Annotated in this window: 8 protein-coding genes; 6 read left to right on the forward strand and 2 right to left on the reverse strand. The window is 68.0% G+C overall.

What is annotated here, in order from left to right; translation table 11 throughout:
• Positions 1-72 precede the first annotated feature (72 nt).
• From ACUTAG_RS22060 to ACUTAG_RS22085, 6 genes are all read left to right on the forward strand, one after another.
• Positions 73-696 carry a TetR/AcrR family transcriptional regulator gene (locus tag ACUTAG_RS22060; protein ID WP_148316399.1) on the forward strand — a complete coding sequence of 208 codons (624 nt, stop codon included), beginning with the start codon at positions 73-75 and terminating at the stop codon, positions 694-696.
• Between the two features lie 181 nt (positions 697-877).
• On the forward strand, positions 878-2,848 hold the full coding sequence (locus ACUTAG_RS22065; RefSeq protein WP_020924761.1) for a BCCT family transporter: 1,971 nt from the start codon (positions 878-880) through the stop codon (positions 2,846-2,848).
• 190 nt (positions 2,849-3,038) lie between these two features.
• Positions 3,039-4,169 (forward strand): efflux RND transporter periplasmic adaptor subunit, encoded by a 1,131-nt coding sequence (locus ACUTAG_RS22070; RefSeq protein ID WP_148316401.1) that lies wholly within the window; start codon positions 3,039-3,041, stop codon positions 4,167-4,169.
• Positions 4,170-4,185: 16 nt separating this feature from the next.
• Positions 4,186-7,305, forward strand: coding sequence for a MexW/MexI family multidrug efflux RND transporter permease subunit (locus ACUTAG_RS22075; RefSeq protein ID WP_148316403.1), 3,120 nt, complete (start codon positions 4,186-4,188; stop codon positions 7,303-7,305).
• A gap of 10 nt (positions 7,306-7,315) precedes the next feature.
• On the forward strand, positions 7,316-8,746 hold the full coding sequence (locus ACUTAG_RS22080; RefSeq protein WP_020924758.1) for an efflux transporter outer membrane subunit: 1,431 nt from the start codon (positions 7,316-7,318) through the stop codon (positions 8,744-8,746).
• 25 nt (positions 8,747-8,771) lie between these two features.
• Positions 8,772-9,434 (forward strand): helix-turn-helix transcriptional regulator, encoded by a 663-nt coding sequence (locus tag ACUTAG_RS22085; RefSeq protein ID WP_026382616.1) that lies wholly within the window; start codon positions 8,772-8,774, stop codon positions 9,432-9,434.
• Between the two features lie 9 nt (positions 9,435-9,443).
• On the opposite strand, the gene oprZ is transcribed toward ACUTAG_RS22085, so the two are convergent.
• Positions 9,444-10,835 carry a multidrug efflux RND transporter outer membrane subunit OprZ gene (gene oprZ, locus ACUTAG_RS22090; protein ID WP_148316405.1) on the reverse strand — a complete coding sequence of 464 codons (1,392 nt, stop codon included), beginning with the start codon at positions 10,833-10,835 and terminating at the stop codon, positions 9,444-9,446.
• Positions 10,832-13,969, reverse strand: coding sequence for a multidrug efflux RND transporter permease subunit AxyY (gene axyY / locus ACUTAG_RS22095; RefSeq protein ID WP_446650345.1), 3,138 nt, complete (start codon positions 13,967-13,969; stop codon positions 10,832-10,834). The genes oprZ and axyY overlap by 4 nt, the downstream gene beginning before the upstream one ends.
• Positions 13,970-13,974 lie beyond the last annotated feature (5 nt).

The raw sequence follows: 13,974 nt of genomic DNA on the forward strand, positions 1-13,974 counted from the left end.
TGGATTCTAATGCGGCTATGTATTCAAATACAAGTGTGAATCTGAAATCGTTCCAGATGATAGAATCTGCGCATGTCAAAAGTCCGCCTTACCCGAGAGCAAAGCCGTGACCAGACGCGCCAGCGCCTGCTCGATGCCGCGCAATCGATCTTCCTGACCAAGGGTTTCGTCGCCGCCAGCGTCGAGGACATCGCCGAACTGGCCGGCTATACCCGCGGCGCTTTCTATTCCAATTTCGCCAGCAAGTCCGAACTGTTCCTGCAGCTGCTCAAGCGCGACCACGAAAACGTCATGAGCGACATGCGCGCCATCTTCGAGGCCGGGGAAACCCGCCAGCAGATGGAGGACAGCGTGCTGCACTACTACAGCAACCATTTCCGCGACAACGAGTGCTTCCTGTTGTGGATGGAAGCCAAGCTGCAGGCGGCGCGCGACCCGGAGTTCCGCATCGGCTTCATCGCCTGCATGGGCGAACTGCGCGACGCCACCACCGAGTACATCCGCCAGTTTTCCGAGCGCGTCGGCACGCCGCTGCCGCTGCCCGCGCGCGAACTGGCCATCGGCCTCTTGGCGCTGTCCGACGGCATGCAGTTCAGCTTCGCCTTCGATCCGCAGAACGTCAGCGCCGAGACGACCGAATCGGTGCTGGCGGGATTCTTCCGCCGCGTGGTGTTCGGCGAGCGCGACTGCGGCTAGCATTGTCGCCCGCGGCCATGGCCCCATTGCCGGGCAATCGGGCCGTGGCCGCGGCGATCGCCGCATCGCGGGCATTGTCAGGGTGCTCGTTCGCGTGATAGTAATTACAACGGCGCGCCGGCTGGACTGAGGGGGCCAGCGCCGCAGCCTCAGGCATCCCTCGGGCGAAAGGAGCGGCAGCATGTCTTCAGAAACCCGACCATCCACCATCAATCGTCCAGTGTTTTTCACGGCGGCGGTATTCACGCTGCTGCTGGTGGGCTTCGCGATTTCCGCGCCCAAGGCCGCGCAGGGCCTGTTCGAGGCGGTCCAGGCCTGGATCCTGGGCAACGCCAGCTGGTTCTACATCCTGGTCGTCGCCATCATCCTGTTGTCGGTGGTGTTCCTGGCCGTCAGCCGCTACGGCGATATCAAGCTGGGCCCCGATCACAGCGAACCGGACTACCGCAATTTCACCTGGTTCGCCATGCTGTTCTCGGCGGGCATGGGCATCGGCCTGATGTTCTTCGGCGTGGCCGAACCGGTCATGCATTTCATGGCGCCCCCGGTCGGCGAGGGCGGCAACGCCATCGCGGCGCGCGAAGCCATGAAGATCACCTTTTTCCACTGGGGCCTGCATGCCTGGGCGATCTACGCCATCGTGGCGCTGATACTGGCCTTCTTCAGTTATCGCCACGGCCTGCCGCTGACCCTGCGGTCCGCGCTGTATCCACTGATCGGCAACCGTATCTACGGGCCGGTGGGGCATGCGGTCGACATCTTCGCGATCCTCGGGACGGTGCTGGGCGTGGCCACGTCGCTGGGCCTGGGCGTGGCGCAGATCAACAGCGGCCTTAACCACCTGTTCGGCGTGCCGGTGGGGGTGCCGACGCAGATCATCCTGATCATCGTCACATGCGGCCTGGCGACGCTGTCCGTGGCCAGCGGGCTGGACAAGGGCATCCGCATCCTGTCCGAAACCAATCTGATCCTGGCCGCGGTGCTGCTGGTGTTCGTGCTGGTGGCGGGCCCCACGGTGTTCCTGCTGCAGACCTTCGTGCAGAACACCGGCGCCTATCTCTCGGACATCGTCAACAAGACCTTCAATCTCTATGCCTACGAGCCGACCGACTGGATCGGCGGCTGGACCTTGTTCTACTGGGGCTGGTGGATCGCGTGGTCGCCGTTCGTGGGGTTGTTCATCGCCCGCATTTCGCGCGGACGCACCATCCGCGAATTCGTCAGCGGCGTGCTGCTGGTGCCGGCGGGCTTCACGCTGTTCTGGATGACCGTGTTCGGCGACACCGCCATCCACCTGATCCTGGTCGATGGCGTCAAGGATTTTGCCCAGACGGTGCAGGCGGACAGTTCGCTGGCCCTGTTTGCCTTCTTTGAGCAATTGCCCTGGAGTGGGGTGGTCTCGCTGGTGGCGATCGCCATGGTGGCCGTGTTCTTCGTGACCTCGGCCGACTCCGGCGCATTGGTGGTTGACCTGCTGGCCTCGGGCGGCTCCGACCGCACGCCGGTGTGGCAACGCATCTTCTGGTCGTTGCTGATGGGCGCGGTGGCCATTGCATTGCTGCTGGCGGACGGCCTGACCGCCCTGCAGACGGCGACCATCGCCAGCGCCTTGCCGTTCTCGGTGATTCTGCTGCTTTCGCTGTGGGGGCTGTTCAAGGCGCTCAAGCTGGATGCGACCAAGCGCGGCATCCGCTTCCAGTCGTTGACCTTGTCGCGTCCGGCGCGCGGCGGCCAGTCGTGGGAACGGCGGCTGCGCAACATGGTCATGATGCCGCGTCGCGCCCACGTGCTCCGCTTCATCGCGGACGTGGTGACGCCGGCGCTGGAGGACGTGGCCGACGAACTGCGCAAGCAGGGCTACGCGGTCGCGGTCAAGGAAGGCGACGTCGAGGGCGGCGCGGTGCTGGAAGTGAACCACGGCGAGCACCTGGACTTCTTCTATTCGGTGCAGCCGCAGGCCTTCGTGCGGCCCAGCCTGACGCCCGAGGAGGCCGCCGACGAGGAGGAACGCAAGTACTTCCGCGCCGAGGTCCACCTGCGCGAGGGCGGGCAGGACTACGACATCATGGGCTGGAGCCGCGACGCCGTCATCGGCGACATCCTCGACCAGTACGAGCGCCATCGCCATTACCTGCACATGGTCCGTACCTAGAGGCTATCCGCGCCGGCCCGCGCCGGCGCCCGTCCTTTTCCCGCAGACCGCCGGCCGTTGCCGGCGGTTTTTTTTGCGCATTTTTCGCCGATAGGATTCTTCAATCCTCAACATTACTTTAGGTTTTTTGACTTCGTCTGATTTTTCAGGGATTATCCAAGCCATTCCTTTGATAAATAGCGAGAGAATCATGAAGGCGAAATCTGGCGCATGGGCGGCAGGGGTGCTGGTCCTGGCGGTGGCCGCGGGCGGCGGGCTGTATTGGAAATTCGGCGGGGCGCAGCACAAGGGCGGGTGGGCCATGGCGCCGGCCAAGGTCGCGGTGGCTCCCGTGCTGCAGGCGGATTTCCCGGTGGCGCTGTCGGGCATCGCCTCGCTCGAAGCGACGCGCCAGGTGCTGGTGCCGGCCGAAGTCGACGGCCGGGTGGCGCAGATCCTGTTCACCCCCGGTGAGCGGGTGCGCGCCGGCCAACTGCTGGTGCAATTGAACGACGCGCCCGAGCAGGGCGAACTGGCGCGCCTGCAGGCCCAGGCCAGGAATGCCCGGGCGTTGCTGGAGCGCACACGCCGCCTGGTGCCGCAGCAGGCCGCCACCCGCGAACAGCTGGACCAGGCCCAGGCCGACTACGACCAGGCCGCCGGCGAGATCAAGCGGATCCAGGCCCTGATCGAACAAAAGCGCGTCAAGGCCCCGTTCGACGGCGTGCTCGGCGTGCGCCGGGTCCACCTGGGCCAGTTCGCGCGCGCCGGCGATCCGCTGGTGTCGCTGACCGACGCGGCCAGCGTCTACGCCAACATCACCTTGCCGGAACAGGCGCTGGGCGCGCTGCGCATGGGCCAACCGGTCAGCATCACCGTGGATGCCCATGCCGGACGGGTATTCGAAGGCACCGTCACCACGATCGAGCCTCAGGTGGATCCCGCCTCGCGCACGGTCCGGGTGCAGGCCACGCTGGCCAATGCCGACGGCGCGCTGGCGGCCGGCATGTTCGCCCACGGGCAGGTGATGCTGCCGGCGCGGCCCGGCGTGCTCACCGTGCCGGAAACCGCCATCAGCTACAGCGCCTATGGCGACTCGGTCTATGTGGTGACGCCGCCCAAGGCGGGCGACACGTCGGCTCCGCCGACAGTGACCCAGGCCTACGTGCAGACCGCCGAGCGCGTGCGCGGGCGGGTGGTGGTGACCAAGGGCGTGAAACCCGGGGACCGGGTGGTGACCTCGGGCCAGTTGCGCCTGCACAACGGCGCGCCCGTCGAGATCAGCGCCCAGGACACCGTGGCGCTGGACGCCGCGCCGCAATCCGTGGCGCAAGCCCGTTGAGCCCGCGGAGCCGATCATGAAGTTCACCGATCTGTTCGTGCGCCGGCCGGTGCTGGCGCTGGTGGTCAGCACGCTGTTGCTGCTGATGGGGCTGCGCGCCCTGAGCGGCCTGCCGATCCGCCAGTACCCGCTGACCGAAAGCACCACCATCACCATCACCACGCAGTACCCGGGCGCCTCGCCCGACCTGATGCAGGGCTTCGTCACCCAGCCCATCGCGCAATCGGTCGCCACCGTCGAAGGCATCGACTACCTGTCGTCGTCCTCGACCCAGGGCCGCAGCGTGATCACGGTGCGCATGAAGCTCAACGCCGATTCCAACAAGGCCATGACCGAGGTCATGGCCAAGGTCAACGAAGTCAAATACCGCCTGCCGCAGGACGCCTACGACCCGGTGCTGGTCAAGTCCGCCGGCGAGGCGACGGCCGTGGCCTACGTGGGGTTTTCCAGCTCGACCATGTCGCTGCCGGCGCTGACCGACTACCTGTCGCGCGTGGTGCAGCCGCAACTGTCGTCGATCGACGGCGTGGCCAGCGTGGAACTGTACGGCGGCCAGAAGCTGGCGATGCGGGTCTGGCTCGATCCCGACCGGCTGGCCGCGCGCGGCATCTCGGCCGGCGAACTGGCCGAGGCCCTGCGCCAGAACAACGTGCAGGCAGCGCCCGGCCAGGCCAAGGGCCTGTACGTGGTGTCCAACATCAAGGTCAACACCGACCTGGTCAACGTGGCCGAATTCCGCGACATGGTGGTCAAGCGCGAGGGCGACGCCATCGTGCGCCTGGGCGACGTGGCGACCGTGGAGCTGGGCGCGGCCTCGACCGATTCCAGCGGCCTGATGGACGGCGAGCCGGCCGTGTACTTCGGCCTGAACGCCACGCCGGTCGGCAACCCGCTGGTGATCGTCAAGCGCCTGAACGAACTGCTGCCCAACATCAAGCAGAACCTGCCGCCGGGCACCAGCGTGCAGGTGCCGTTCGAGCTGGCGCGCTTCATCAGCGCCTCGATCGACGGCGTGGTGCACACGCTGATGGAAGCCATCGTCATCGTGGTGGCGGTGATCTTCCTGTGCCTGGGCTCGCTGCGCGCGGTGCTGATCCCGGTGGTCACCATCCCGCTGTCGATGCTGGGGGGCGCGGCCATCATGGCGCTGTTCGGCTTCAGCGTGAACCTGCTGACGCTGCTGGCCATGGTGCTGGCCATCGGCCTGGTGGTGGACGACGCCATCGTGGTGGTCGAGAACGTGCACCGCCATATCGAAGAAGGCAAGTCGCCAGTGCGCGCGGCGCTGATCGGCGCGCGCGAGGTGGCCGGCCCGGTCATCGCCATGACCATCACGCTGGCGGCGGTGTACGCGCCGATCGGCCTGATGGGCGGCCTGACCGGTTCGCTGTTCAAGGAATTCGCCTTCACGCTGGCGGGGGCTGTGGTGGTGTCGGGCGTGATCGCGCTGACGCTGTCGCCGGTGATGAGCTCGTTCCTGCTCAATAGCCACGTATCCGAGGGCTGGATGGCGCGCCGCGCCGAACACTTCTTCAATCGCCTGGGCCAGGCCTACGGCCGGCTGCTGGACGTGTCGCTGCACCACCGCTGGGTCACCGGCCTGGTGGCGGTGGCGGTGATGGCCAGCCTGCCGTTCCTGTACAACGCCGCCCAGCGCGAATTGGCGCCGGTCGAGGACCAGTCCACCGTGCTCACCGCGATCAAGTCGCCGCAGCACGCCAACATCGACTACGTCGAGAAGTTCGGCAAGAAGTGGGACGACGTGATGGCGACGCTGCCCGAGCAGAAGGGCCGCTGGCTCATCAATGGCTCGGACGGCGTGTCCAACAGCATCGGCGGCGTCGACTTCGTCGACTGGCAGCAGCGCAAGCGCTCGGCCGACCAGATCCAGGCCGACATGCAGTCGATGGTCAACCAGATCGAGGGCAGCAATATCTTCGCCTTCCAGTTGCCGCCGCTGCCGGGTTCGACCGGCGGCCTGCCGGTGCAGATGGTCATCATGAGCGCGGCCGACTATCCGGTGGTGTACGAGGCCATGGAAAACCTGAAGCAGGCGGCCCGCGCCAGCGGCCTGTTCATGGTGGTCGACAGCGACCTGGACTACAACAACCCGGTGGTGCAATTGAAGGTGGATCGCGCCAAGGCCAACAGCCTGGGCGTCACCATGAAGGCGGTGGGCGACACGCTGGCGGTGCTGGTGGGCGAGAACTACGTCAACCGTTTCGGCATGGACGGCCGCTCGTACGACGTGATCCCGCAAAGCCTGCGCGAGCAGCGCATCTCGCCCGAATCGCTGGCGCGGTACTACGTCAAGAGCTCCAGCGGCGCGCAGGTGCCGCTGTCGAACATCGTGTCGGTGTCGATGGGCGTGGAGCCCAACAAGCTGACCCAGTTCAACCAGCTCAACGCCGCCACCTTCCAGGCCATCCCGATGCCGGGCGTGACCATGGGCGACGCGGTGCAGTTCCTGACGCGCCAGGCGCAGGAACTGCCGGCCGGCTTCAGCTACGACTGGCAGTCGGATGCGCGCCAGTTCAGCCAGGAGGGCTCGGCGCTGATGATCACCTTCATCTTCGCCATCATCGTCATCTACCTGGTGCTGGCGGCGCAGTACGAAAGCCTGCGCGACCCGTTCATCATCCTGGTGAGCGTGCCGCTGTCGATCTGCGGCGCGCTGATCCCGCTCGCGCTGGGCATGGCGACCATCAACATCTACACGCAGATCGGGCTGGTGACATTGATCGGTCTCATCAGCAAGCACGGCATCCTGATGGTGGAATTCGCCAACGAGATGCAGGTCAGCCACGGCCTGGACCGGCGCAGCGCCATGGAGCACGCCGCCCGCATCCGCCTGCGCCCGATCCTGATGACCACGGCCGCCATGGTGGTGGGCCTGATCCCGCTGCTGTTCGCCAGCGGCGCCGGCGCCCACAGTCGCTACAGCCTGGGGCTGGTGATCGTGGTCGGCATGCTGGTCGGCACGCTCTTCACGCTGTTCGTGCTGCCCACCGTCTACACCGTGCTGGCGCGCGACCACCGCGCCGCCAACGACACGCCCCGCGCCCGTGAATTGGCCCGGGCGCAGGCCGAGGACGGACTGCCGGCGGCAACGTCGCGCCCGGCCGAATCGCATTGAGGAACCGATCATGAAACATCCCGACCTGTCCAAACGCCTGCGTCGCGGCACCCTGGCGCTGCTGGCCGCGCTGGCCACCGCCGGCTGCGCCGTCGGTCCCGACTACCAGAAACCCCAGGCCGCGCCGGTGGCGCTGGTCAGTCCCGAGCAGGCGCTGTTCTCCACCGACCGGGTGCAGCAGGATTGGTGGAAGCAGTTGCAGGACCCGCAACTGGACCGCCTGATCACCCTGGCGCTGCAACGCAATCACGACATCCGCATTGCCCAGGCCCGCCTGGCCGAATCGCGCGCGGTGCTGGACGAAAAGGAACTCGACCAGTTCCCCACCGTGACGCTCGGCGGCCGCTTCGAGCGCAGCCTGTCGCAAGCCAACCCCGGCGTGACGGGCGAGCGCAATCTCGCCAAGAGCTACCGCGCTGGCTTTGACGCCACTTGGGAGATCGACCTGTTCGGCCGCCTGCGCCGCGCGGCCGAGGGCGCCGCGGCGCGCAGCGAGGCCCAGTCCGCCGACCTGGCGCAGGCCCGCATCGTGGTGGCTGCCGAAGTGGCGCGCAACTACTTCGAATTGCGCGGCGCGGAGCAACGCCTGGCGGTGGCGCGCGCCAATCTTGAGAGCCAGCGCGACAGCCTGCGCGTGATCCAGGCCATGGTGTCGGCCGGACGCGGCGACGAGGGCGACCTGGCCAGCGCCCGCGCCGAACTGGAGACGGTGCAGGCCAGCGTGCCGTTGCAGGAAACCGCCCGGCGCCTGGCGCTGTACCGGCTGGCGGTGCTGGCCGGCCTGCGTCCGGCGGAACTGGGCGAGCTGGATGCGGCCACGCCGCAAGCGCCGCTGGCGGCGCGCCTGCCCATCGGCGACGTCGGCGCCCTGCTGGCGCGCCGCCCCGACGTGCAGGCGGCCGAGCGCAACATGGCGGCCGCCAACGCCGACGTGGGCGTGGCCACCGCCGAGCTGTACCCACGCATCGACCTGGGCGGTTTCCTTGGCTTCGTGGCCCTGCGCGGCGCCGATTTCGGCAGCGCGTCCAGCCGCGCCTTCAGCGTGGCGCCCGGCGTGAACTGGCCGGCCTTCCACCTGCCGACGGCGCTGGCCCGCAAGCGCGCCGCCCAGGCCCGTTCGCAGGGCGAAGTGGCGCGTTACGAACAGACCGTGCTGCAGGCGGTCGAGGAATTGGAGGGGGCGCTGACGCAGTACGGCCAGACCCAGCAGCGGCTTGGCAATCTGGCGCAGGCGGCCGCCCATAGCGGCCGCGCCGCGGAACTGGCGCGCCTGCGTTATCGCGAAGGCAGCGCGCCGTACCTGACGGTGCTGGACGCGCAGCGCACGCAGCTGCGGGCGCAGGACGCGGTGGCGGTGGCCGAAACGGCTTCCTATACCAGCCTGGTCGCCCTCTACAAGGCGCTGGGTGGCGGCTGGGAGGCGCAATCCGTGGCACCATAGGGGCTTGGCGCCTTTCCGATCTTCCATGTCCGACGACAACCTGTCCCATCCCCTCTCCTGGCAGCCGCACCAGCCTGCGGACCGCGTGCTCATGACGCTCAAGACACGCGGCCCGCAGTCTGTCGCGGTCATCGCGAAGGCGCTCGACGTCACGGCGGAAGCGGTGCGCCAGCAGATGGCGCGCCTGCACGCGGACGGCCTGGTGGATTCGGAAAGCCGCAGCGCCGGGCGCGGCCGGCCAACGCAGATCTGGTTCCTGACCGACGCCGGCCACCGCCGTTTTCCCGATACGCACGCCGACATGACGGTGCAGATGATCAACGCCGTGCGCCAGGTGTTCGGCGACGAGGGCGTCGACAAGCTGATCTCGGTGCGCGAGGCCGCCATGCTGGCCAATTACCGCCAGGCGCTGCAAGGCGCGCGCGACCTGGCGCAGCGCGTCGACAGCCTGATGCGGGTGCGCTCGGCGGAAGGCTACATGGCCGAAACCCGCCGTGATGGCGATGATTTCCTGTTCATCGAAAACCACTGTCCCATCTGCGCCGCCGCCCAGGCCTGTATGGGCTTTTGCCGCAGCGAACTGGAATTGTTCCGCCAGGTGCTGGGCGAGGACGTGCGCGTCGAGCGCGAAGAGCACATCCTGCTGGGCGCGCGCCGCTGCGCCTACCGCATCAGCCCGCGCCCCTGACGGCAGGCATCACGAGGCCGGCGCCTTGCCGTCGTCCCAGCCGCCCAGCGCCTTGTAAAGGTCCACCGCATTGACCAGCCGGCGCTGCTGCAGCCGGATGTATTCCTGTTCCGATTCGAACAGGCTGCGCTGGGCCTCCAGCATCTCCAGGTAGTTCGCCACGCCGCGCGTGTAGCGTCTCTCGGCCAGCCGCTGGCGTTCGCGGTCGGCGTCGCGCACCTTGCGCTGGGCCTCGATCTGGTCGCGCAGTGCGTCGCGCGCCGACAGGGCGTCGGCCACGTCGCGGAACGCCGCCTGGATGCTGCCCTCGTACTGCGCCACGGCGATGTGCTTGCGGGTCTCGGCCAGCGACAGGTTGGCGCGGTTGCGGCCGGCGTTGAAAATCGGCAGCGTCAGGCGCGGCGCGAAGCTCCAGCCGCCGGTGCCGCCGCTGAACAGGTCCGAGAAGCGGTCGGCGGTGGTGCCGATGTCCGTGGTCAGCTGCACCGAGGGGAAGAACGCCGCGCGCGCCGCGCCGATATCGGCGTTGGCGGCCAGCAGCGCCTGTTCCGCCTGGCGCAGGTCGGGACGGCGCGTCAGCAGCTCGGACGGCAGGCCCGCCGCCAGCGGCGTCAGGCTCTGGCTTTCCAGCGGTGTCGGGTCGATGCCCACCGGTTGGCTGAAGTCGCCCGCCAGCAGGCCCAGCGCGTGCCGTGCCAGGCTGGCTTCGCGGGTCAGCTCGGCGCGCGTGGCGCGCGAGCTTTCCACCAGCATCTGCGCGGTGCGCAGGCCGATGGCGGTTTCCAGCCCGGCGTCGTAGCGGCGCTGGGTCAGCTTGAGCGAGGCCTCGCGCAGCGCCAGCGTGCTGTCGGTCAGGCGCAGTTGCTCGGCCAGCGAGCGCTGGTTGAAGTAGGCCGTGGCTGTTTCCGCCACCAGCGCCAGCGTCGCGGCGCGATGCGCTTCTTCACTCGCAAGGTAGCGCGCCAGCGCGGCCTCCGACAGGCTCCGCACCCGGCCGAAAAAATCCAGCTCGAAGGCGGTGATGCCGACGGCCGCGCGATAACGGCTGGACACCGCGGTGCCGGACTGGCCCGGCTCGGTAAAGCGGCCGCGGCTGAATTCGCCGCTGGCATCGATGGCCGGCAGGCGTTCGGACTGCTGCACGCCATACAACGCGCGCGCCTCTTCGATGCGCAGCGCCGCGACCCGCAGGTCGCGGTTGTTGACCAGCGCGGCCGCGATCCAGGCCTGCAGCGCGGGGTCATTGAAATAGGCGCGCCAGTCCTGCGGCGCGGCGGCCTGGCCGGCCTGCGCCGGCGTGTCGTACTGCGCCGGCACGGGCGCCGCGGGGCGCTCATAGGTCGGCGCCAGCGAGCAGCCGGACAGTGCCAGCGCCAGCAGGGTCATTGCCACGGGTTTCATGGCGTCGTCTCCAGCGGTTCGCGGCCCTCGGGGCGCGCGGGGCGGGCGCGCATGCCGACCATGCGCCCCACGATAAGAAAGAACAGCGGCACCAGGAACACCGCCAGCACGGTCGCGGTGATGATCCCGCCCAGCACGCCGGTACCGATGGCGGCCTGCGCGCCCGAGGCGGCGCCGCTGGCCAGCGCCAGCGGCAGCACGCCCACGCCGAAGGCCAGCGAGGTCATCACGATCGGCCGCAGCCGCAGCCGCGCCGCTTCCAGCGTGGCGGACAGGATGCCCTGGCCATCGCGCACCAGGTCCTTGGCCACTTCCACGATCAGGATCGCATTCTTGGCCGACAGGCCGATGGTGGCGATCAGGCCGACCTTGAAGTAGATGTCGTTGGGCATGCCGCGCATGGTCACCCCCAGCAGCGCGCCGATCACGCCAAGCGGCACCACCAGGATCACCGCCAGCGGAATCGACCAGCTTTCGTACAGGGCCGCCAGCGCCAGGAACACGATCAGCACCGACAGCGCGAACAGCACCGGCGCCTGGTTGCCGGACAGCCGCTCTTCGTACGACTGGCCCGACCAATCAAAGCCGATGCCGCGCGGCAGCTCGGCCGCCAGCGTTTCCATGGCGCGCATGGCCTCGCCGCTGCTGTGGCCCGGCGCCGCCGAGCCGTTGATCGTGAACGACGGGAAGCCGTTGTAGCGGTTCAACTGCGGCGGCCCCATCGACCACTTCAGCGTGGCGAACGCCGATAGCGGCACCATCTGGCCCTGCAGGTTACGCACGTGCAGGCGCGAGATGTCGTCCACGTCCACGCGGCGCTTGCCGTCGGCCTGCACGGTCACGCGCCGCACCTGGCCATTGAGCATGAAGTCGCCGATGTAGTCCGAGCCATACATCACCGCCAGCGCGGTGTTGATCTCGTCGATCGGCACGCCCATGGCCTGCGCCTTGTCGCGGTCGATGCGCAACTGCAGCTGCGGCGCCTCTTCCTGGCCGGCGAACACCACGTCCGTCAGCGCCGGATGCTCGGCCGCCGCCGCCAGCAGTTTCTGCCGTGCCTGCGTCAAGGCCTCGTAGCCCAGGCCGCCGCGGTCCTGCAGCCGGAAGTCGAAACCCGAGGTCGAGCCCAGGTCCGGCAGCGGCGGCGAGTTGAGCGCGAACACCATCAGGTTCTTGCGGTCGGCAAAGGCCTCGTTGATGCGTTTGACCACCGCATCGACGTGCAGCGAGGCATCGCGCCGCTCCTTCCAGTCCTTGAGCGTGACGAAGAACATGGCCGAGTTCGGGCCGCTGCCGTACTGGCTGAAGCCGTTGACCGAATACACGTACTGAACCGGCTCATGCTCCATCATGTAGCGCTCGACGTCCTTGACCACGGCCATGGTCTCGGCCTGCGGCGAACCCTGAGGCAGAATCACCATGGCCATGAAGCTGCCCTGGTCCTCGTCGGGCAGGAACGACGACGGCAGCCGCGCGAACAGCAGCGCCGCCACGCCGATCACCAGCGCGTAGGCCAGCCCGAAGCGCACCGGCCGCGCCAGCACGCCGGCCACGCGCGCCGTATAGCGCGTGGTCAGGCGCGCGAAGGCGCGATTGAACCAGCCGAAGAAGCCGCGCTTCTCGTGGTGGCCGGCCGGGATCGGTTTCAACAGGCTGGCGCACAGCGCCGGCGTCAGCGACAGCGCCAGGAAGGCCGAGAAGGCGATCGACACCGCCAGCGTCACGGCGAACTGGCGATAGATGTTGCCGACCGCGCCGTCGAAGAACGCCATCGGCACGAACACCGACACCAGCACCACCGTGATGCCGACGATGGCGCCGCTGATCTGGCCCATGGCCTTGACCGTGGCGTCATGCGGCGACAGGCCTTCCTCGGCCATGATGCGCTCGACGTTCTCGACCACCACGATGGCGTCGTCCACCAGGATGCCGATGGCCAGCACCATGCCGAACATCGTCAGCACGTTGATCGAATAGCCCAGCCCCAGCATCACCCCCAGGGTGCCCAGCAGCGCCACCGGCACCACCAGCGTCGGGATCAGCGTGGCGCGCAGGTTCTGCATGAACAGGTACATCACGCAGAACACCAGGGCCACCGCCTCCAGCAGCGTCATCAGCACCTTCTGGATCGAGATCTCGACGAAGGTGGAGGTCTCGTACGGGATGTCCCAGCTCACGCCCGGCGGGAAATACTGCGCCAGTTCGCGCATGGTTTCGCGGATGCGGCGGGTGGTTTCGACCGCGTTCGAGCCCGGCGCCAGCTTGATGCCCAGGCCGGTGCCCGTCATGCCGTTGACGCGCGACAGGTACATGTAGTCGGTGCCGCCCAGCTCCACCCGCGCCACGTCCTTCAGGCGCAGCGTGGCGCCGTCCGGCTGCGCCCGCAGCGGAATGTTGGCGAATTGTTCCGGCGTATGCAGCGATTCCCCCGCCACGATGCTGGCGTTCAGCGGCGCGTCCTTCGGCACGGCCTGGTTGCCCAGTTCGCCGATGGTGACGCGCGCGTTGTGGCTGCGCAGGGCCGAGACGATGTCGCCCGGCGTCAGCGACAGGGCGGTGAGCTTGGCCGGGTCCGGCCAGATGCGCATGGCCGCTTCCGCGCCGAACGATTGCACCTTGCCCACGCCTTCGACCCGGCGCAGCGCCTGCAGCACATTGGATGCGGCCAGTTCGCCCAGTTGCATGTCGTCCAGGCTGCCATCCGACTTCAGCGACACCACCAGCTGGATGTTGTCGGCGGCCTTCTCCACGCGCACGCCGTCGCGCCGCACGGATTCCGGCAGGCGCGGTTCGACTGCTTTCAGGCGGTTCTGCACTTCCACCGCCGCGATATCGGGGTTGGTGCCTTGCTTGAAGGTCAGGTTGATGCTGGCCCAGCCGGTCGAGTCGCTGCTGGACGAGGTGTACATCAGCCCCGGGGCGCCATTCATCTCGCGTTCGATGATGGCGGTGACGGCCTCCTCGACCACCTTGGCCGAGGCGCCGGGATAGCTGGCGCCGATGTTGACGACCGGCGGAGCGATGTCCGGATACTGCGCCACCGGCAGCGCGCGGACCGACAACAGGCCGACCAGCGCGATCAGCAGCGAGATCACCCACGCGAAGACGGGGCGATCGATAAAGAAACGCGCCATGGCGG

This window comes from Achromobacter sp. CSND-B12, assembly GCF_052906545.1.